The organism is Tautonia marina (genome assembly GCF_009177065.1).
Lineage (GTDB): Bacteria > Planctomycetota > Planctomycetia > Isosphaerales > Isosphaeraceae > Tautonia > Tautonia marina.
The window spans coordinates 78,171-98,993 of the sequence record NZ_WEZF01000012.1; the positions used below are offsets into that span (position 1 = coordinate 78,171).

Here is a 20,823-nt window from a genome sequence, read left to right on the forward strand (position 1 = left end):
AATCGACCTTCTGACCGAAACGGACCTTTTGGAGTCTTCCTGACGATGGATGCCGAACTGAAACGCGAAGCTCGTAGCGTGATCGATCGTATCGTCAACCTGCGAGACTCTCTTTGACTTGGCCGACAAACAAGCTCGACGCGATGAACTTGAGCAAGAGATGGGACAGCCTGATTTCTGGAACGACCAGGAACAAGCTCAGACCATCATCGGTGAGCTCAAGACCCTCAACGGAGTGATCAAACCCTTTGAGGAACTCATCACCCAAGGCGATGACCTTGGCGCAATGATCGAACTCGGAGAAGAGGCCGGAGACGATTCCTTCGACGATGAACTGCGTCAGGCCACCGATCGTGCGCTCCGAGACTTCGAGTCGTTCGAATTGCGGTCGATGCTCTCCGGGCCAAATGACCATCGCAACGCGTACGTCTCGATTCACGCGGGAGCCGGTGGGACCGAGGCCTGTGACTGGGCTGAGATGTTGATGCGCATGTACATCATGTGGTCCGAGGCCCACGGGTACAAGGTCGAAATCACTGACCGAGAAGACGGAGGATCGGCAGGTATCTCAATGGCCACGTTGCACATTACCGGCAACCTGGCGTATGGGTATCTGAAGTGTGAAACCGGTGTGCATCGCCTTGTGCGGATCAGCCCATTCGATTCTCAGGCCCGTCGACAGACTTCCTTCGCCTCGGTTGATGTCCTGCCCGAAGTTGACGACTCGATCGACATCGAAATTCGAGACTGTGATCTTGAGCGTGAGGTCTTCCGCTGCGGGGGACCGGGCGGTCAGCACCAGAACAAAACGGAATCGGGCGTCCGATACCGCCATGTTCCGACCGGAGTTACTGCCGAATCACGTTCAGAGCGCTCGCAGTTCAAGAATGATGCCAATGCGATGGCCCTCTTGAAATCCAAGCTCATCAAGATGGAGGAGATGAAGCGCGAGGCGGAATACGCCAAGTTATACGACGAGAAAGGTGAGATTAGTTTCGGGAGCCAGATCCGGAACTACGTCCTCCAACCTTATCAACTCGTCAAAGATCTCCGTACGGGCTACGAGGTCGGGAACCCTCGGTCCGTACTCGACGGCGAGATTGACGGCTTCATTGAGGCTTACCTCCGCATGAAGCTTGAACAGGGTGAGACCACCCCAGCAACGTGATCCGTATCGATCTGATCTCCGATTCCCTCCGCCTCGACTCGGAAGCGGACTGATCATATCCAAATTCGGAGATGGTCAGTCCGCTCTCGGTTTGATGAGGATATCGAGTCCCCAACCGTAAGTAGTCAGTGCCCCGATGCCTAAACTCGACGAGTCTGACGAACGCCACGTGATTCTTGCTTCGGGGTTTCGCCTGAATTTCTTTTGGATCGGCGACCGTTGGTGTCATTCAATCGACCTTGAACATGAATCCCGCTTCCAGCAGATTGCAGTCTCTGTTGAAGGTCAGGCGGATGCTGGTCGAATTGTTAGCCCCACCCTGCAGCAACTGCAGTTTCAACAACCTGACGATGACCCCGAAGTCCTCCAGGCTTTGCTCGTAGGACAAAGTGGGGCCCATCATTTTTCAGTAGTCTTTACCGTTCGGGAGACGCAAGGCTCCGTTGCGGTCTCAGTCGAAGTGGCTGATCGATGCCGAATTGAGCTCCACAATCTGGCGAGCACCTACGCCGTTGACCTTCCTTCCGGCCAGATTGTCGATGCCAGTCCATCAGGCGTCTCCTGGAGTCTCGCAACGTCTGGAACAGCCATATTAAGTTTCGAGTCCGTCCCGCCCGCTCGAACCGATCTCCGAGAAGCTGGCCGACGCGCATGCCATGTCCAGGCATGCCCACCAACTCTTCCTAACGAATCTACACACATCTGGGCTTATCGTTGGCTTTTCCGACATTCATCGTGATCCTTGTCTGGGTTCGAAACACGCGGCTGGTCCCGAACTGGCCGAGACCAACCGTTCGTCCCATCAGGACGCGTTCAAGGCTAAGCTCTACTCACTCGTCAAGTGGAGTCAGGACGATCTCTCGAAACTCGATCGGTGCTCCTTCGGACTGAAGCGAGATGGCTCCCGCCGTCACCGAGCAATCGGATGCCTCGTTGACAAGGTCTCCGTTGACCGTAACGGTAATCCGATCTTTCTGACAAACGATCACCATCGTGTTCCACTCACCAATGGGATTTTCGGAATCATCGGTGAGGTTCAGGTGACGACGCCCCATCTTGCGCTCTTCTTCATTCTTAACATTCAGATCGGTCCCGATGACCCAAAAGTCCCCAGCATCTCCTCGGTGCAGTTGGACCTCAATCGACTTCGGCCAGATCCCGATCGCCCCGGGCTCTGATGTATGAACGAGCACTCCGCTGTTTCCCCCCTGGCTTCCCTGAGGAAATCTCCATTGGAGTGACAATTCATAATTGCTGTACTCCTTCTCTGTCTTGATGTATCCAACAGGCTGGCCCTTGCAGTGTAAAACCCCGTCGTGAACGCTCCAGACATCCTCAGCCTTGGCATTCTCATCTGCCAGAACTGCAGTCCAACCACTCAGATCGTTCCCGTTGAACAGGGCAACTGGCTCGCCTGCCAGGGCAAGGCAAGGGGAGAGGATCACGAGGAACGCAATCAGAGTTCGCGAGTTCATCATTTGTGTCCCGTGAGATCATCTTGTTTGAATCGACTTGCATCAGGCCCTCAAGACACCTCCCAAAGGCTCTGATACGTCTCTCAGAGTGCTGTCGATCATACCAGAGTCGAGTGAGCGATGCGTCTCTGTGATCACCCAAGACGCCTCTTTTTCATCCCGTGCTTGAGCATGGCGAGTGACTCCCGTGAGTGATAGACTCACCCAGAGTTCACCCTGGAAAACCCTTCACGATTGACCACCCAGGGTGATGAGGAGCACGCATCCCGATGAAATCGACCAACCATGTGAGCCGTCGCGCCGCGTTACAGGCCTTCTCCTCGACCATGATGGCCGGGAGCGTTTCCGGCGTTTGGCCTGCCGCGACCCTCTGGGCTCAGGAAAAAGCTCAGGGACCTCCTCGCGTCCTTCCCGAAGCAGAATTTCCGGACGATCCTCGCCTCGGCCCCCTCAAGGATTTGAATGGCGACTTCCCATTTCATGTCCCTGAGTCACTTGAGCAGTGGCAGGTCAGGGCCGACGAGGTTCGCCGACGCATTCTCGTCTCAGCTGGTCTCTGGCCCATGCCCACAATGCCAGAGTTGATCCCGGTCATTCACGGTACGGTCGATCGCGAAGAATACACCGTCGATAAAGTCTATTTTGAGAGCGTGCCGGGCTTGTACGTGACAGGTAGCCTTTACCGACCCAAAGGTATCGAGGGTCCGAAGCCGGCCGTCCTCAGTCCCCATGGGCACTGGTCGGAGGGGCGATTCCACGACCACGGCGAGGACGTCGTGCGGCAAGAACTCGAGTCGGGCGCAGAACGGTTCGAGGTCGGTGGACGTCATCCACTCCAGGCCCGATGTGTTCAACTCGCCCGCATGGGCTGCGTCGTGTTTCTCTACGACATGCTAGGCTATGCAGACAGTGTTCCCATCACCTTCGAGATCGCTCATGGGTTTTCCCGCCAGCGACCAAGCCTGAGCAGTCCTAATCGTTGGGGACTCTTCAGCGCTCAAGCTGAACTTCGGCTCCAAAATGTTCTTGGATTGCAATTACTGAACTCGATCCGAGCGCTCGACTTTCTGTCCGATTTACCTGATGTAGACCCGACTCGTATAGCCGTGACCGGTGCGAGTGGTGGAGGAACTCAGACCTTCCTACTGTCAGCCGTGGACCCTCGTCCCGCCGCAGCCTTTCCTGCAGTGATGGTTTCGACTGCAATGCAAGGAGGGTGCACATGCGAAAATGCAACCTATCTCCGAATCGGAACAGGAAATGTCGAGTTTGCCGCGCTCTTCGCTCCTCGACCACTGGGACTCACCGGCGCAAACGATTGGACCCGGGAGATCGAAACCAAAGGACTCCCCGAGCTGAAGCGCCTTTATGAACTTGCGAACGCTCCAGGAAATGTCATCGCTCGGTACTTTGACTTCGGGCACAATTACAACGCTCAAAGCCGGGCAATGATGTACAGCTTCATGGCAGAGCAACTCGGGCTTGGCCCCGATGTCTCGCTTGAAGAACGCGATTACATTCCGTTAACCCGGGAGGAAGCAACTGTCTGGAATGAAGGGCATCCCAAGCCGCCAACAGACGAGGACGCCGAGGTTCGACTTCTCACCCTGCTCGATGCCGATTCTCACTCGAAGATGGCCGATCTTCGACCTATCGACACTGATAAACTCCTCGAATTTCAAAAAATCGTCGGAGGAGCGATCAGAACGATGGTCGGGCGATCATTCCCCGAAGCAGGAGATGTCGTCTATGACAAGCACCGAGAGATCGATCGAGGCGACTGGCTCGAAACGCTCGCCTTGTTACGCTATGAGCCTGAAGCTGAGCTCGTTCCCACCGTCTTTCTCTATCCCAAGTCCTACCGTGGGAGAGTTGTGGTCTGGGTGGACGAAGCCGGCAAGTCTTCACTCTACGACAAAGACGGCCAACCTATCGGTCCCGTTCGACGACTCATGGACCAGGGGATCGCCGTCGTCGGTTGTGATCTCCTCGATCAAGGAGAGTGGCTCAAGGACGACCCCCGGACTCAATCACGAACCGTCGAGAATCCCCGGGAGTTTCTTGGGTACACACTAGGATATAACCATCCGCTGTTTGCACAACGAGTCCATGATTTGCTTTCCGTTCTCGCCTTCGTTCGACACCATGACTTTAGCCCTGGGCGTGTTGAACTCGTGGCTCTGAGTGGAGCCGGTCGTTGGGCCGCGGCTGCCGCGGCTGTGGCCACCGGAACTCTGGATGCCATTGCTCTCGGGACCAACGGTTACCGGTTCGGTCGGATCATCGACCACCGCGATCCCGATCTTTGGCCAGGCGCCTTGAAGTACGGTGATCTTCCGAGTCTCCTCGCGCTCTGCGCTCCTACACCACTCTGGGTCTCAGGGGAGGGAAACCAACTTCCCGACATCATCCTCGACGCCTATCGCGCGACGGCAGGTCCGAGACCCGATTCCTTCATCGGTGGTGAGCCGCAAGACGAACGTGAGACCGCAGTCACCTGGCTCCTTGATCGCCAGTGATCCTCAATCCCGTCAGAACCGGATCTGATCGGTTCTGACGGTCGTTCCATCAAATTCAGGGGCGAGGGACCACTCGAATCTCAAACAAGTCCGACCAGTTCTTGCCCGTGACGAATAACCGCCGACTTTTCGATTCGTACGCAATGCCATTCAGTACCGCATTGCTACCAATTGCTTGCTGAGGACGAACGTTGCTCAGATCGATCCAACCCACGATGCGACCAGTACGAGCCGAAATACGAGCAATGGTCGAGGTATTCCAGATATTGGCGAGAATCTCTCCGTTAATGTATTCGAGTTCGTTGAGCTGATCGACCGGCCGCCCATCTGGAGTCAGCACCCGAATCGATCGAACGAGCCGGTAAGACTCTGGGTCAAGGAATCGCAAGGTTGCAGTGCCATCACTTATAATCAAATGCTTGTCGTCATGAGTTAATCCCCAGCCCTCACCCGCGTAACGGAAGCGCCCTCGAAGCTCAAACGTTTCCTTGTCAAAGATCAATCCAAGGCGTTCCTGCCAACTGAGCTGGAGAATCCGATCTTTCCAGACGGTAATTCCTTCTCCGAAGACGTCGTTGGGTAACGCAGCCTCTTTTAACACGGTCCCGGTTTCCAGTTGCACCTTCCGAAGTCGAGACCGACCATATTGACCGGTTCCCTCATAAAGGATTCCGTCGGAGAATTCGAGACCCTGGGTAAAGGCATTGAGATCATGTGGATATACCTTCACGATCTCAACGCTATAAATCGGCACCCGGCTTGCCTGGGATGCAAACCAGGTTGTCCACGCCCCCACCCCAGCCGTCGTTATAGCGACGACGGCAACCAACATGAGACCTATACGTTTACGACCCGACGCGACTCTTGCGAAAGGGGATGCGCCTGGGTTGATCGTTTTCGGTGCATCTGGCGGGGCGGTCAACGATTGCATCACTCAGCCTCATTCATCGTCGTCGTCTTGATGGGTCTTGATCGATTCGAGAAGCCGAGCGATCCCTGCTCGAGCGATCTCGGCGTCCTGTTCTCCCGTCGCGCCACCTACTCCAACTCCACCGAGGATCTGCCCCTCGACGACGATCGGTACGCCTCCGTAGAGGGTCGTCACCGTCCCCCCGGATGCCGACGCAGTGAGTTGAAGACTGACGTTGAGCAGAACATCGGGAATTTCGACTCCAGGGGGGACCGGACCAGTCGGTTGCCGAAGTGTTGCTGCAGCGATGGCCTTGGTCATCGAGGTATACGAACTGGCCGAGCGGGCGCCGTCCATTCGTGCAAAGGCAATCGGGTGGCCGCCGTCATCGACGACGGTGATATTCACCTTCAAGCCCATCGCTTTGGCCTGATCTTGGGCCCCCTCGAGAATCGTCTGGGCGCCTCCGAGCATCAGGCGAATGCCTCCCCGCTCGATCATCGGCTCAGCTTCGTCTGATTCCTGTGCGGATCCGACCTGAACCGCAAGCAAGATCAACAAGCCAGCCAAGGCTGTTTTAAACACTGGTTGGAACATGCGATCATTCCTCATTTCACTTCGAGTCTGCGAATTAGGGAGTAATTCGGCGAGGTTTGAGCATCCACTCGACCAGTTCCGGTTCGGCATACGCCCGGTCCCAGCTATTGTGGCCAACCCCGCGATATTCCGTATAACGGACTGGTGCGCCAATGTCCTTGAGGGATCGGGCCATCTCACGCATGCCAGCCACGAAGGGAGCGCGGTCTTCGTCCCCCACGAATCCCCAGGTCGGAATGGTCCGAATCGACTCGACCTGCGCGGGTTCCCCCGGACCACAGATCGGCACCAGTGCCGAGAATCGATCGGGATAGGTGGTTGCAAGGGACCAGGTTCCCATCCCTCCCATCGAAAGCCCGGTCAGCACAATACGACTGGTATCCACGGCGAAATCGGAAATGACCTCGTCAAGAATCGCCATCGCTCGTTCCCCATCGGGCGAAGCGGCCGACCAGGTTTCTCGAGCTTGTGGGAACACGGCGAGATAAGGATGACCCGAGGGATTTGAGGCGATACTCGGGCCTAGTCCGACCTGACTCGGAACCACCCCGTCATCGCCTCGTTCTCCCGCCCCATGCAGAAAGAGAACAACTGGGAACTTTTGAACACCGTCGTACCCATCGGGTACGAACACCGAGTAACGAGCGCCTTGCTCAGTCCGCAGACGACGAAGATGGAATCCCGGCTTCTTGGAATCTCCGTTCGTGATCGGCCGAGGTAAGGGCTGGACCAGCAGGTCTTTGAAGTGGATCTCCATCGGGTCTCCGGAATGGAGCTGGACTGCAATACGGCCCGTCTGAGGAATCTCCTGGTCCGTTTCGAGATAATCCACCGAGGGGACACTGTTAAGACTCAGTCGGATTTGATTCCCCATTGCTCGAATGACATATTGATTCCAGCCATCGAGCCGAACGGAGGCTCTCGCTCGATCAGATGCAGTCTCCAGCACACGATTCCGTCTCGATTCGTCGTAGAGGCAACCCCAGTAATTTTCACCGATATCAGCCTGATAGCCAATCATTTCGTGACCGGCAGTCCGTTCGCTCCGGAACTGAATTCCACTATTCCCTTCTCCATCAACCAGCCGAAACGTGCAGCGAAAGTAGAAGTCTCCGAAACGATCTTCCGTCGCAAGGAACTCGTTCCGCTCAAGTCCCGGAGACAACCCCACGAGCATCCCGTCGCGAACGGACCAAAGTGTGTCATCCCCTTCCCAGCCCGTCAGATCCCGGCCGTTGAACATGGGAATGAATCCGGCCGTTTCAATCACGGGTGGTAATCCTTCGAGCTGATCTGCCCAGCGGAGAAGGATCGTGGCCATGTAGGTTCCACCGAGGGTCGCGTCGTTTTGTTGCGGACTGGGAGCATAGCCACCGTCCTCCCGACGGCACTCTGCGACAAATCCGCGAAGGGCGTCGAGATCAGGAGCCACTCCCAGCATGTACGCAGCCCGCATGACTCGGTACGAGGCAGAGAGATCTGTTCCACCTTCTCCCTGGGTCCATCCCCCATCGGCCTGCTGACCAGCCAGAATCGCGTTGATGACGACCTCTCGACGGTCCAGAGCATGGTCCATTCGAAGCAATGCCGCCGCGGTACCGCCCGTATCGAAGGCGAGACTCGGCCCTTCACCCCATGTCCCGTCGTCGTTGCGTGAATCGAGGAGTTCCCTGGTCCACTCCTGAGCTTTCGGCGACGGACGACCCACCGCCTCGAAACCGGCAATCGCGATGCGCACCTCGGGGAACGATTCCGCATGAATCGAGAGGTACTCGGAGGCCCTCCTGAGGAGTTCCTCGTTCTCAATTCTCAGCTCGCTGAGAGCCATGAAGCCTGATGCCGTTGAGCCAACGTCCGCGGCTCCACCAGGAGTTTGTGCAAAGCCGCCGGACTCCGGATCGAAACAGGACCGGACGAAGTCGAGACAGGCCAAAACGTCGGGGATTGAACCTGTCGTGTATCGAAGAACCCGAACTGCAGCCGTTGTTGCACCGAGCGAGGATGGCCCCCCCGGTTCTGCAGCAAAACCGCCATCAGGATTCTGTCGTTGCGCGGCGAATTGGGCCGTCGCGTCACGATCAATGACGCTGAGCGACTGGGCCGCCGCAGGCGAAGCGAGGATCGCCAAGCATGCGAAGGCGCCGACCAGGTTTGGCTTCATGGCGACTCGATGGGCTCGATGAAGTGGTTCGATGGTGCAAAAACGGACAAGCCGGATGTTGGCGACAGGTTCGTTCCGAACCGAAGTCCCCCGCCACTCACGACTCGTTTCGCTTCGAGAGATTCCTTCGCTCAGTGTAGCAGGACTTTCCGAAGGGGATAAGTCTCGTGCCCGCAACACTCCTCCTTCGATCTCCACTCTCTCGATTGCACGCTGTTGCGAATCATTCTTCCGAACTCAACACAAAACGCCGCGCAGAGGAACCCTTTCGGATTCCAGCGCGGCGATTGAGCTGTGTCAGCGGATTTCGAAGCGAAGGCGATCAAGTCCGTCAGCCTTCGAGTTGCCGAGCAATCCGATTCACGGGCACTCCCTCGGCCAACTCGGTCGGGATCAAGTCCGGTAAGACGTACTGCAGAACGTAGGCATCCTCCCCGGTGTCTTCATATGCTTCCCGGACAACCTCGACGGCTCGGAAATCAAGGGCTCGGAAATAAAGCTGAGCCGAGAGGTTCGACTCACGAGTCTGAAGCAGAATTTTTGTTCGGCGATGGCTGGACAACTTCCCGACGAGCTTGGCGACCATCTGGCGGCCCACTCCCATGCGTCGGTACTCGGGAGCCACCGCGAGATTCAGCACCTGGAGCCGCGACTTGTGCAGCTCGTAGATCATAAATCCGACAACCCGCTCCCCGCATTCGGCGACCATGCCAATGCAGTTTCGTTGACGGAGCACGCGGAGGAATTCCTCCTCGCACCAGGGAAATTCATAACTCGCATGCTCGATGGCCAGGACCTCGGGCATATCGCGTCGGATCATCCAGCGAATGTGCACGCGGACCTGGGCCTTGGCGGTGGGCACCGTGCTCATCGAGCCTCCCTCCGTGGACAAATTAAAGACGGCGAGCCCTCAGCATCCTGCCGAGAACCGACGTGGAGACAGTGGGATCCGATCCGCGGAACGGTCCGCGAAGGATGGGTTGGAGGTGATCCCTGGCCGGGCCCGAAGGCCCCGCGAAATCGCGATGGGCCGGAATCCTCCGCCAAGGCGGGGCGGATTCTATCGGAGCCTCCCGGGGCTGCCAACCCCGCTTCCTCCGCTCCCTCTCAAGGAATGGCCCGGTGGAAACCAGGCCATTTCTCACACCCTCTTATCGGCCGGATCGGAGCCGATCCTGAGACGCTCGCCTTCAGAATCGCCCAAACGAATATGCCTTATTAGAAGGATCAAAATCCGCGTCGGTCAGCCCCACATTAATCTTCAGGTCCGAGTAGATGTACTCCTCAAGCAAAGGGGCAGGCTGGCCATCGCGCGCGGGCCAGTCGTACGCCTCAAAACGAGTTGGCAAGCCAAGTTCGTGATCTATGTAGAGCCGCACTTCGTGGAACACAAAATCAGGACGACGATTCCGGTGCTTGCAGATGATTAGGGTCGAAGGCCGCTTGTTGACCAACACGCGTTCTCGAATCGTCACATCGCTGTCCCTGACGCTCATCTCTCGATTCCACCCTTCAGTGAGGGTCTCAATCATAAAACCGAGCCCCGCTTCCGTGATCGGGTGACGGTTCCCATCCATCGCTCGACGGCTCTTGGGATCGAGATGCAAGGTCCCCGCGAGGAATTTATTGAAACCCACATCATGCACGATCGCCTTCCCGCCGTTGCGTCCGTGCACATAGATCGCCTCACGCCCTGCTTTGGGCTGCTTGAATCGGAAATAGACGCTCTGAGGACTCGTCCGAGCCTTCATGCTCATCACTTCGTAGCCCGACAGTCGGCCCTGAATTCGCTCTCGCTTAATAAATGTGCACGTGTAGTCTCGAACGCTCGCGAAGCGGTCTTTACTCTCCGCAAGTGCCGCCTTGGCGTAACTGATTGGGGCGGAGGCAGGATCGATGTCAGATCGTCGAATATTCAGACCGAGAGGCATCCGATCGACAGGGCTTGCGTTGGCGAGTCGCAGGGGATCTGGCTCTGGAATCGCCTGCGCGGCTGCATCCTTCTTGGCCGAGGAGAGCTTGGACTGATCTGACTCAGAGCCATTTGAAGACTCCAGGTCCGTCTCGGTCTCTCGGACTGCGGGATCGTCAGGAGTTTTTACCGCTTCGCTCGACGGGGGATCGATCGCGAAGCCGAGTGAAGTCAAATCAGAGACCAAGCCTCCCGCATGGTTTCCCGAGCCCTCCGGAAGATCGTCCGCGGCTGAAACCGCTCCAGCCACGAACAAACACTTCCCAAGCAACACAACCAACCCGAGCACAGTTCGGGTCCGTCGCGTTCGGGTCGTTCCCTCTGCTCTCATCGCGGAGCCCTCCCAGGAAGTCTCGAATCGGGTGCATCCCACAACGGTTTGGGTTTGGGGCGACCACGGGGGTTCATCGAGACGCGAGTCCCAAACATGCCTGGGCAAGTTCGGAACATCACGCGGGAGGTTTCTCATCAAGAGGTCGCAGTCAACACGGGAATGTACCACGCAAACTTCGGACCGAGAAAGCCCAAACCGTTTCGCTTCATGAATTTCGAACTCCTCCTGGTAACATCGAAGCAATTCCTCCGATTTTGACACCCGCCGAGGCGACGGCTTAGGGCCATTTTTTCAAACCGCCATTGATCTCGTTACAATCTCTGAAATGAGTCGTACTCCGACCCAAACTTTGGACCGTTTAAGTCAAGGAACCTTCTTGTATGGAACCCAATGAACCGTCGAAACCAGGCTGTTTCGTCGAATCGTTCCTCTCACCCACCTTCGAGCAGTGGTCCTATCTCCTCGGGAAGCAGGGACGGGAAGATGTGCTCGTCGTCGATCCAGGCTTTCGGACTGGCCTGTTGCTGGATGCAATCCGCCACCGAAACCTTCGGCTGGCCGCCATTCTCAATACCCACGGACACTCAGACCACATCGCAGGCAACCGAACGTTGAAGGAGGCGTTCCCTGATGCTCCCCTCGTGATTGGTCGCAACGAAGCTCACCTTCTGACCGACCCGGTCGCCAACCTGAGCGCCGCCTTCGGCCAGAACCTGATTAGCCCACCTGCTGACCAGCTCGTGGATGATAAGGAAATACTCGAACTCGCGGGGTTCGTCCTTGAGGTTCGTGAAATTCCAGGCCATAGCCCCGGATCGGTCGTCTTCGTGGTCCGGAACGAATCGCCTCTGATCGTCATTGGCGGAGATGTGCTGTTTGCCGGCTCGATCGGTCGCTTCGATTTTCCCGGTGGGGATGGCCACCTGCTGGTCAATGGGATTCGATCGAAGCTCTTTGACCTCCCTGACGACACGCGCGTCTTGCCCGGTCATGGTCCTGAGACAACCATCGGGACCGAGCGCGTTCGGAATCCCTACGTCGGTGAACGAGCAGAACAGTACCGCCTTGATTAATCGATCGATCGTAGCGGGAAGACCTCGACATCGACTCCCGATGCGTAATGGATCAAGGCCCCATTGTCTGGTCGCTTGAACCCTGACGCTGCAAGCAATTCCTCCTCGAAGACCAGAAGCTCTGCCCCCTGGACTGGATATGGCTGATGATGGACTCTGCCGACATGCAACTGCCCCCGGCCAAACGCATACAGAAGGTAGCGCTCCAGCAGAAAGAATTCGAGCGTTCCCGGCGCGGCCGGCAATGGGAGACCGATCGGACGGTATCGGATTCGACACGATGCCGAAGTCCCCGATCCTCGGCGCGTCGACGTATAATCGATCACTCCCTCCTCAGCCTGATCGTGGTCCAAGCTCATGCGAGCCCAGTTGTAAGGCAGATGGAAGCTCAAACGTGCAAGCCAGACCGCGATGCGATTTTCCGCGTCCAGACTGTAGAACCAGACACCCGGGTCTCTTCCTTTGCGATGGACATAAGTCCTAACATTGACTTCATGAAAGTTCGAGAGCCACGAGACTGCGGGCAACCCCAGAGGCCGAACTCCCCTCATGGTGAACGGGACCAGACCGAGATAGGCGTTCCCTCCGAAGGTGTCCACCTCAAGCCCTGGCGGCAGCGTCGGGGCAATCACCTCGGCGGGAACTGCCCAGTGAAGAAAGAGCAGATCAGACCAAATTTGACGCATCACACACCGATCGTCCGGGCGAGACGTGGGTCCAACGCGATCCATCTCCGATTCGGATTCCGAGCGATCCATTCCGTCACCCTGATTTGATAGACGCAAAGGTGCCGATCCGAACCCGTGTTGGTCGGTCAACATTGATAGGGTTCCATCCTCCGTGTTCAGTCCGCGAGCCGCAAGCTAACGAACAGGAGGGCTGCCATCGTGGCTGTATGGGCGATGAGTGATCTCCATCTTTCCTTCGCCAATCCGCAACGCCGAGAGCAGTATGCCGCGAGGTGGCAGGACCACGCGGAATCAATCAGAAAACACTGGGTCGAGACCGTTGGTTCCCGCGACCTTGTCCTCATTCCGGGAGACATTTCGATGGCCTCGAACCATCGTGATCTCCAGGCCGATCTGGACTGGCTCGGACGATTGCCAGGAATCAAGATCTTCGCCCCCGGGAATCATGACCGTTGGTGGGGGCGATTAAAGAATGTCCAGACCGTGCTTCGACGTTCCCAACGCGCCGTCGATGGGAATGCGATCGTCGAGGCGGGCGCGGTGGTCTGCGGAATGAGAAGTGTCGATGTCATCGATCTCGACCGGGCCAACCTCACACACCGTCAGCAGGCCGTGCGTGTCGCTTCTACCGCCCAGGCCATGCTCGACGAAGCCGCTTCACTCCGAGCTCCCGGAATGCCGCTCTACGTGCTCTGGCATCATCCCCCGTTCGACCAACATGGACGGCCCGGGCCCTGGGTGACATTGTTCGAAAAAGCCAATGTCACTGCCTGCGTCTACGGTCACTTGCATGCCGAGCTTCAATGGTCGTTCGCCGTTCAAGGCATCGTGAGAGGCGTGCGTTATCATTTCGTCGCCGCCGACGCAATCGGGTTCCGCCCTCTTCATATTGATCGCCCCTCCCCCGTAACCTTGAAGCCCGAAAGTGTGAGATTTTAGCTTCCCATTTTTCGCAATCACATCCGAGAATGGGTGAACAAGTGCCACTTCTCCGTCACTGCAACGCGATCAAAAAGGACAACAACTTCCCCTAAGCTGAGACACGACAAGCAGTTAGAGAAACATTCCCAGAAATCAACCTCGAATGGCACTTCGCTTGCGTACGGGGACGTCTACAATCTGGTGAAGGACCAGAATCAGAAGGATCAGCTTGGGACACACATCGAAGGAGAAAGTGTCATGCTCGTGCTCAGCAGGAAGCTCGGTGAGAAAATTGTCATTGGCGAAAATATCGTCGTGACCGTGGTCAAAATCGATCGCAATCAGATTCGGCTCGGAATCGAAGCACCGAACGATGTGCCGGTTTATCGAGAAGAAATCGCCCCGAATCAATCGTCACCCCGTGTTCGAGAAACCGTGCTCCGCTGACTTTCGGCGTTCTCTTTGTCCGAGTTCGTTTGCTGACTCTCGGCATATCACGAAGAATCGCGCGGCCAGATTGATTGAAGTGCCTCAGCGGCCAATCGAACGACCGCCTCCTGATCCGCCAGCGGGCCGAGCATCATCTCACTGACTCCTCCCTCAACAACAGGCTCGGGGAAAACGGGACCAGAATATCCACGTTCCGCGAGGCTCTGAAGGAGCGAACGGTTGGGCACGGGTCCTGCCGTGCTTGGGAGACTGCGCTGATTGTCTTGAAGCATCGTCAGATCGTGTGACGTCTTGTCGAGAACATCGCTGACGTGGACCGAGACAATCTCCTCCGGATCAAATTGCCGGACGATCTCGGGCGATTCCATGGCAGCGTACAGGTGGAACGAATCGACCGTCACTCCCACATCGCATCCTCGATCACGAAGCATGCGAAGCAGCGGGCGAAGCGCTTCAAGCCGGTCGATAAATCGAAGCCCCCGTCCTGTCTGGAACGAGGAAACCCCGATGGCCTCCAGGCCAAACCGATGTCCGTGATCGCTCAAGATCGTCGCGATCGGGACCAGGCGTTCCAGATGCCAGGCAACTGCGGCCTCCCTCGGTTGCTCCTGTTCGAGCAGGCCAGGATCGAGGATTTCCGGAAGCACCCAGGTGCCGGTTCGGTTCAGGCCCAGTTGTGCAGCAATTCGGGCGAAGGAGGGCAGCAGAGAAAGATCCCGTCGAAACAGATCCGATTCCCCCTTCCAATCGACGGGTAAGGGCCAGCTGCCTCCCCGAAGGCCGAGATCGTCCATCATCGAGGCCAGGACAGCCACGTCTTTGTTCTGCTCGACGAGATCCCGGATCAGCAGTTCGACCCCTTGGAATCTGAATCGCGCCGCGAGCTCGATTGCAACGTGGGCATCGAACCGCAACCCAAGCATTCGGAGACTGAGCGCAGGCCACATGGCGTTGGTCCGAGCAAGATCGCGATGCCCCAATCAATCGAGTCCGGGGAGGCATCGTATCCGTCGCGACCTTCGGTCGTCCAGTCCTTGCTCACCCGAGATCACCACATCTCATCGAGGTCTCCTCGCTTCTCTTCTCGCCTCTCTCTTGGCGCGGGGGGTTCCGACTCGGGAGAATCATCAACCATGCGGCGGGACTTTGGTCGGATTGTCTGACGCCGCGGCGATCGCGGTCGAGTCCGGCTTGGGCGGAGGTGGGCGGGAGCGAGAGCGAGGATGCTGACGTCCTGGATCGAGGCGGCGGCGAGTGGGCGACTCGGTGGTCCGATCCGGGCCGGGATGTGGGGCACGGTGGTGCTGGGGTCGCACCCGGCCGACCATGACGAAACCCAATGCTGGCTGGAACTGATCGTTGATGAGGAGTCGCTTGGCCTGCTTCCCGCCTACTGGCTTGAAGACCGGGGGGTCAATAGCCTTTGGCATGCCCCCATCCCTCCACAGCGGATCGGTTCCCGACTGCGCTACCGTCCGATCGCAATTCGGGAGGGAGAACCTCCGGCAGAAGGTTCCTGGCGAGAATTCCAGGTCCGACCGAATCTGCCGGCTCTCACCGAGTCATCCGAGCCGCTCACGATCGGACTGGTCGGCAATCGCCACATGACTGCCCGTGTCGACGAACGGGCGGCCACCTTCGACCTGTTCTTCCCGACCGTGGGCCTGCACTCCAATGTTCGGCCAGCCGAGGGTGATTTATCGAACAGCCGCTCCCATTTCCGGACAATCGTCGGTGGACTCGCCCTTGGTTCGCGGCTCGACTGGTTCGCCGAGCGTATGAGCTGGGACGCGTCTCAACACTATCGCCCCGAGACGAATCTCCTCGAAACCGAGTTTCGATGGCGTCGCGGCCCTGTTCGGGTCATTGCGGTTGACTTTGCCGCCATGGGTCCGGACTTTCCTCGGACCGGCGGGGGACTGGAATCGAGAGGCCAGTACATCAAACGCTTCCGGATTCTCAACGAGAGTACCGAGTCCCTCTCTGCGATGTTCGGGCTTTATGTCCATGCCGAGGTCAACGGAGGGATCGGCGAGCCAAGCCTTAGCTGGCAAGATTCCGGCCATTGCCTCCTTGCCGCGAACCGAGGGCACGGACACGCCAACCGCAAACTTGCCCGGGATGCCACGGTTGAGTTCGCCATTGGTCTCGATGACCGCGGCCCAGTCGATTGCGAGCCGACAGGGCCGAGCGAAGCCATCATTTTCCGCAACCTGGAGCTTCTCCCAGGAAGTGAAGTCTGTGTCGATGTTCTGATCAGTGGTGCCTTCACCGGCTGGCGGGGCGATCAAGGAACGTTCGAACACTGGCTTCGACCCGCACTGGATTGGTTTCGCTCAGTCGACCTGAACCGGGTCGAACACTCGGCCGCTGCCGAATGGGTCGGGGTCGTTCAGTCCCTTCCAATGGTCGAATCCTCCCGACCTGGGCATGCCGAGGTGCTGCGCCGATCAGCCCTGTCGGCCCTGCTCCACTGTGATTCGGACCACGGTTCCATCGCTGCCGGATTTGACCGGGGCATCAATGCGTACTGCTGGCCTCGCGATGCCATCTGGGCCACCACTGCCATGGACCGTCTTGGGATGCCCGAGGTGGCAGAACGGTTCTTCGATTGGCTTGGACGCGTCCGAGGGCGCACGCAGGTCAATCAGGCCTGGTTCATGAAGTACACGCTCGATGGCCTACCGGAATGGGAAACCCCCGCGATTGATCAGACTGCACTGGTTTCATGGGCCCTGGAACAGCATGTGCGCCGGACCGGAAATCTCGAACTGGCCCGAAAACACTGGCCGCTGGTCGAACGGATGGCCAGTGTCTGTCTTCATGGGGATGGCCACCCGGGCTTGAAATGGTGCGAGGATCTCGCACTGTTCAGCTCGGCCGGACTCTGGGAAACCCGCTTCGGCGCCTACCTGTCGAGCAATGCCTGCGTGGTCGCCGGTCTCCAGGCGGCGGTACGATTGGCCCGGCTGCTCGATCCCCCTTCGGCGACCGATCTCATCGAACAGTGGGAGGAACGGGCGGATCGGATCTGGAACGTAGGGATTCTTGGGGAAGGGGATCAACGGGAGCAACCCGGCCTGGTCGACCCCCAAAGCGGTCGATTCCTGGAAGGCCGACGGATCTCGACTCGCCTGGGATTCTGGTCGGATCAACCCGGCTCCTGTGTTGAGCGTTCGGCCGCGCTTGATATCGGGGTTCTCGGTCTGGCCGTTCCGCTCAACCTTCTGGAGGCCTCCGATCCGCGACTCCGCCGAACGGCCGGAGCCATGCTGGTGCACAACGTCAACCGAGCCGACCCGGGTGGCCTGACGCGATGGGCTCCTGACCCGATCCGGCTCGACGAAACCTCACTCGCCCCCGGTGATTCTCAGCGCGAAACTCCTTCGTGCCTTGCCACGCTCTGGATGGCTCGCTATCTCATTCGACTGGCACGCGAGACGGGAGAATCGAGGCACTGCGCGCAGGCCGTCGAATTCCTGGATCGAATGATCGCTCGACTCGGACCGCTTGGTCTCAGTCTTCGTCCCGGTCCGCGTTCCAACCCGTTTTCTAGCAGCCTCGCCCGCTACTTTCAGGGGGTCTGGGGGCTGCACACCATGCTGATCGACACCATTCTGGATCTCGTTGAACTCGACTATGACGCCATCGACCGGCGCTTATCGTTAAGACCCGTCCTTCCCCCAAGCTGGCCGCGCATTGGCATCACCCGCAACTTTCCCTGTGGCCGCGTTGGATTCAGGTACGAACGTCCAGTCGGGGGCCGAGCGCACCGGCTCTTGCTCTCGGGTCGTCTGGAACACGCAATCCGGCTGGATGTCGAACTGTCGTGTCCGGGTCTGGGAAGCCTCGGCCCGTGGTCTTCTCGGCCTTCGATCCCGCCCCCTCCGCTCAACCTGGCTACGGGTCGGCTCGCCTGGTCGATCCTGCTCCCCCCGGGAGAACTCGACGCCGAATGGGCGTGGGGTGATGACGGCGGAGAGTGGATCTCCGCGGTCTGACTCCCGATCACTCGTCCTCGACTGAAGTGCGAGGTGGTGATCGGTCGCCAAACCACGGCTCACGCCAATCAATCCCAAAAGGCTTTGCCCTCACCCCCGATCAGTGCTCGCTGGGGTCCAGTTCGGGTCGATCCCAGCCTCTTTGCGGAGAAAATCGATAACCGACTCGACGCGGTTTCGCTCGGTCGTTTGATCGACATCGGACCTCAGGAAGAATTGAAGGTTGGACAGAACGTTCTGGAAGTCGATCCCTGACGTCGCAAGCACGTCCTGGCCTCCGCTGCTATCGGCTCGACCGTAGAACGCCAGAACATAAACGGATTCCCCCGTGCGATCCGGGGCTACCGTCACCCCATCCGCACCGGAGTCTCCCAGCCCGAACAGAGCCTCTCGGAACTCGTCACCCGGATCGATCGGGGAGAACGCGTTGTCCTGTTCGACCCGACGACGAGGACCGGTGGATCGGACAAGCATTCCATCCTCGGCCGCAACTCGATCGAGCGTGTCTGAGGGAATCCCCCCTTCCTCGGTTTCCTCTCGAACGCGATCGGCGAGCGCTTCCGCCGCTTCCGTGGCGAGTTTCCGGGCTTCGGCTCGTCGCCAGAGCGACTCGACCAGACCTTCCGGCATTTGTTCAAAGGTGCGACTCGTCTCGGGCAGGTCAAGTGTCTTCCAGACAAGATACCGTCGCCCTTCCGGATCGGTGAACTCGCGAGGATCGAACAGAGGGCTGTTCTCCTCGAACATCACATCGGCAAACGCGCCGAATTCCGTGGGCGTGGCGGAGTCTGGCCGCTCAATTCCTTCGACCGTTCGGGTCAACTGCTGGACATTCCGCAGCAAACGGTACGATGCATCGGCCCAGTCCAATCGAGCAAGTGCGAGGTAATCCTTCCAGAACTCGGGAATCCCCTGGGGATCAAGCAATTGCTGGAAGGTCTCGGGATCGGCCAACGGCCGGGTCAGACCAATCCGGACGAAGGAGATGGCTTCATCGCTCCGGGCAGCCGTTCCAAGGACTTCGATCAGCGGCTGAGCCGCCTCGGAATCTCGGAAGACTTCCTCAAGGTTCGGCAGGCTCTCGCGATCGACGTTCGGTTCCAGGCCGGTCTGAATCGAGTCGAAGTCTCTCCCGATTTCGTCGCCGAAGACGCTCATCGCCTCCTTCACTGGCTCAAACAAATCTTCAAGCCGATCACGCAATCGTTCCTGAACCCGCTGTTCAAGGATCTGAGCAACGTACTGCCGTTCGTACTCCGCCGGGTACGAAAGCTCGACCCCTTGCTCAGCCTCCGGATCGGTGAAGGGATTCACCGGGAGGGCCTGGGCAAATCGGGCCGATTCACGCTCCTGAATCTCCGTGCGATATTGTTCGTGGACATCCTCCTCAAATCCATCTGCGGCTCGGATCTCCTGCTCCAACGGCTCGCCTCGAATCTGCTCTCGAAGCAGATCGATAGTGTTCAGCCCCAGTGTCAGGTACTCCACCTTGACTCGTCGGGGAATCTTGAAGCCGATCCTCCCGGTGATTGGATCAGGCAGTCGCTCTTTGTGCTCCTCAAAGAAGTCACGAAGCGTTTGTTGGTCCGGACTGCCAACCTGGTCCAGAAAGTCGTTCACCGGGAACGACACATACCGAGACTCGATCTCGACCAGGCGATCGCGGTAGACATCGAAGGCGTCGAGCGGCGTATCCATCGACTGCGAGAGCAGTTCCAGCGTCTGAAGAATCCGCACCTGGTCCGAAACCTCGGCCAGGAATCCTTCCTCGGTCATTTCGCGACCGAAGGCCTGGGTGAAGATGACCTGGAGTTGCTCAGCCAGATCGATCGGGTCGAATTCCGGCAACGTTGGTTGAAGCTGGCGGTACAGCTCATGTTGCATCCGAGCCTGTTCGAAAATCCAATTCCGAGCCAGATCCGGGGTGCGAGGGATGCCCATCGCGTCGGCCTTGCGCTCCAGCAGCATCGCATCGACCATCGCGGCATCATCGGTCGGACCGAACGGCGGAGGATTAAAATAAGGAACCAGCGGCATGCCCCCCAGCCTCAGCGCGAGTTGTGAGAGGACATAATTTGCGCGGATACGTTCGATCCGGAGTTGCTCCAGATCACTGGTGCGCACCTCTCGCCCCCCCATCTCGACCACGACACGGTCGACCGTTGTCGGACGGGCATAGTCATTAAAGAGTCGCGGAAGTGAGTCAGCCAGCACAAACGCGAACATGGCCAGGATGGCCAGGGCGGCCAGCATTTTTCTGCGATGTCGACGGAAGACCTGAAACGGCATGACGTTGTCCTCGATGACAGTCGGCAATTCGGGCCTTCAGCCCTGATCGAGTGCGGCGATCTTCGACGACGACGTCAGGGTCGCGCCGGCCCACTCCGCCCTGCTGACCTCTTGTCCATCACCCCTTGACAGCCGCGACGATGCTCGCTAAGTCAGAATGGCGATGCGGGTCGATCAATCGTGCCCGAAAGGACGTAGTGTACCAGGGATGACCATCACGACGGAACTGCACTCCCGCGGGTTGAATTGCCTGCAAACAGCTTT

The 20,823-nt window shown here is 58.3% G+C and carries 16 protein-coding genes; 6 read left to right on the forward strand and 10 right to left on the reverse strand.

Annotated features, from left to right (window positions below):
- Nucleotides 1–45 precede the first annotated feature (45 nt).
- Nucleotides 46–1,168 (forward strand): peptide chain release factor 2 gene (gene prfB, locus GA615_RS15530; RefSeq protein WP_152052227.1). Its coding sequence is split into 2 segments (ribosomal slippage): nt 46–114 and nt 116–1,168, totalling 1,122 coding nucleotides; the frame shifts between segments, so codons are not numbered across the junction.
- A 229-nt stretch (nt 1,169–1,397) separates the two neighbouring features.
- Here the strand turns inward: prfB and GA615_RS27540 are convergent.
- Both GA615_RS27540 and GA615_RS15535 read right to left on the reverse strand, forming a co-directional pair.
- Nucleotides 1,398–1,571: a hypothetical protein gene (locus tag GA615_RS27540; RefSeq protein ID WP_161602363.1), complete on the reverse strand. Its 174-nt coding sequence runs from the start codon at nt 1,569–1,571 to the stop codon at nt 1,398–1,400.
- A gap of 427 nt (nt 1,572–1,998) precedes the next feature.
- Entirely contained in the window at nt 1,999–2,613 is a 615-nt protein-coding gene (locus GA615_RS15535; RefSeq protein ID WP_201750204.1) for a 3-keto-disaccharide hydrolase, read from the reverse strand.
- Nucleotides 2,614–2,912: 299 nt separating this feature from the next.
- Between GA615_RS15535 and GA615_RS15540 the strand changes: the two genes are divergently transcribed.
- Entirely contained in the window at nt 2,913–5,162 is a 2,250-nt protein-coding gene (locus GA615_RS15540) for an alpha/beta hydrolase family protein (RefSeq protein ID WP_152052229.1), read from the forward strand.
- Between the two features lie 55 nt (nt 5,163–5,217).
- Here GA615_RS15540 and GA615_RS15545 read toward each other — a convergent pair whose 3' ends face one another.
- From GA615_RS15545 to GA615_RS15565, 5 genes are all read right to left on the reverse strand, one after another.
- On the reverse strand, nt 5,218–6,093 hold the full coding sequence (locus GA615_RS15545) for a glutaminyl-peptide cyclotransferase (RefSeq protein ID WP_201750205.1): 876 nt from the start codon (nt 6,091–6,093) through the stop codon (nt 5,218–5,220).
- 9 nt (nt 6,094–6,102) lie between these two features.
- Nucleotides 6,103–6,573 (reverse strand): GlcG/HbpS family heme-binding protein, encoded by a 471-nt coding sequence (locus tag GA615_RS15550; RefSeq protein ID WP_235905485.1) that lies wholly within the window; start codon nt 6,571–6,573, stop codon nt 6,103–6,105.
- Nucleotides 6,574–6,703: 130 nt separating this feature from the next.
- The gene (locus GA615_RS15555) at nt 6,704–8,830 is read right to left on the reverse strand and encodes a family 16 glycoside hydrolase (protein ID WP_152052231.1); all 2,127 of its coding nucleotides are present in this window, start codon (nt 8,828–8,830) and stop codon (nt 6,704–6,706) included.
- Between the two features lie 331 nt (nt 8,831–9,161).
- A complete protein-coding gene (gene rimI, locus GA615_RS15560) occupies nt 9,162–9,701 on the reverse strand; it encodes a ribosomal protein S18-alanine N-acetyltransferase (RefSeq protein WP_152052232.1) in 540 nt (179 codons plus the stop codon).
- 319 nt (nt 9,702–10,020) lie between these two features.
- Nucleotides 10,021–11,052 (reverse strand): DUF1571 domain-containing protein, encoded by a 1,032-nt coding sequence (locus tag GA615_RS15565; RefSeq protein ID WP_161602364.1) that lies wholly within the window; start codon nt 11,050–11,052, stop codon nt 10,021–10,023.
- A gap of 464 nt (nt 11,053–11,516) precedes the next feature.
- On the opposite strand from GA615_RS15565, the gene GA615_RS15570 reads away from it, so the two are divergent.
- Nucleotides 11,517–12,209: an MBL fold metallo-hydrolase gene (locus GA615_RS15570; protein WP_152052234.1), complete on the forward strand. Its 693-nt coding sequence runs from the start codon at nt 11,517–11,519 to the stop codon at nt 12,207–12,209.
- Here the strand turns inward: GA615_RS15570 and GA615_RS15575 are convergent.
- Nucleotides 12,206–12,895, reverse strand: a complete 690-nt coding sequence (locus GA615_RS15575) for a YqjF family protein (RefSeq protein ID WP_152052235.1) — start codon at nt 12,893–12,895, stop codon at nt 12,206–12,208. The two genes, GA615_RS15570 and GA615_RS15575, sit on opposite strands and share 4 nt — an antisense overlap.
- A 216-nt stretch (nt 12,896–13,111) precedes the next feature.
- Between GA615_RS15575 and GA615_RS15580 the strand changes: the two genes are divergently transcribed.
- Together GA615_RS15580 and csrA are read left to right on the forward strand one after the other, a co-directional pair.
- Nucleotides 13,112–13,837, forward strand: coding sequence for a metallophosphoesterase (locus tag GA615_RS15580; RefSeq protein WP_235905503.1), 726 nt, complete (start codon nt 13,112–13,114; stop codon nt 13,835–13,837).
- 240 nt (nt 13,838–14,077) lie between these two features.
- Entirely contained in the window at nt 14,078–14,266 is a 189-nt protein-coding gene (csrA, locus tag GA615_RS15585; RefSeq protein WP_152052237.1) for a carbon storage regulator CsrA, read from the forward strand.
- 47 nt (nt 14,267–14,313) lie between these two features.
- Here csrA and GA615_RS15590 read toward each other — a convergent pair whose 3' ends face one another.
- Nucleotides 14,314–15,216 carry a sugar phosphate isomerase/epimerase family protein gene (locus GA615_RS15590; protein ID WP_152052238.1) on the reverse strand — a complete coding sequence of 301 codons (903 nt, stop codon included), beginning with the start codon at nt 15,214–15,216 and terminating at the stop codon, nt 14,314–14,316.
- 276 nt (nt 15,217–15,492) lie between these two features.
- Here GA615_RS15590 and GA615_RS15595 point away from each other — a divergent pair, with 276 nt between their 5' ends.
- On the forward strand, nt 15,493–18,270 hold the full coding sequence (locus GA615_RS15595) for a glycosyl hydrolase (RefSeq protein ID WP_152052239.1): 2,778 nt from the start codon (nt 15,493–15,495) through the stop codon (nt 18,268–18,270).
- A gap of 90 nt (nt 18,271–18,360) precedes the next feature.
- On the opposite strand, the gene GA615_RS15600 is transcribed toward GA615_RS15595, so the two are convergent.
- Nucleotides 18,361–20,586 carry a hypothetical protein gene (locus GA615_RS15600; RefSeq protein ID WP_161602365.1) on the reverse strand — a complete coding sequence of 742 codons (2,226 nt, stop codon included), beginning with the start codon at nt 20,584–20,586 and terminating at the stop codon, nt 18,361–18,363.
- Nucleotides 20,587–20,823: the final 237 nt, after the last annotated feature.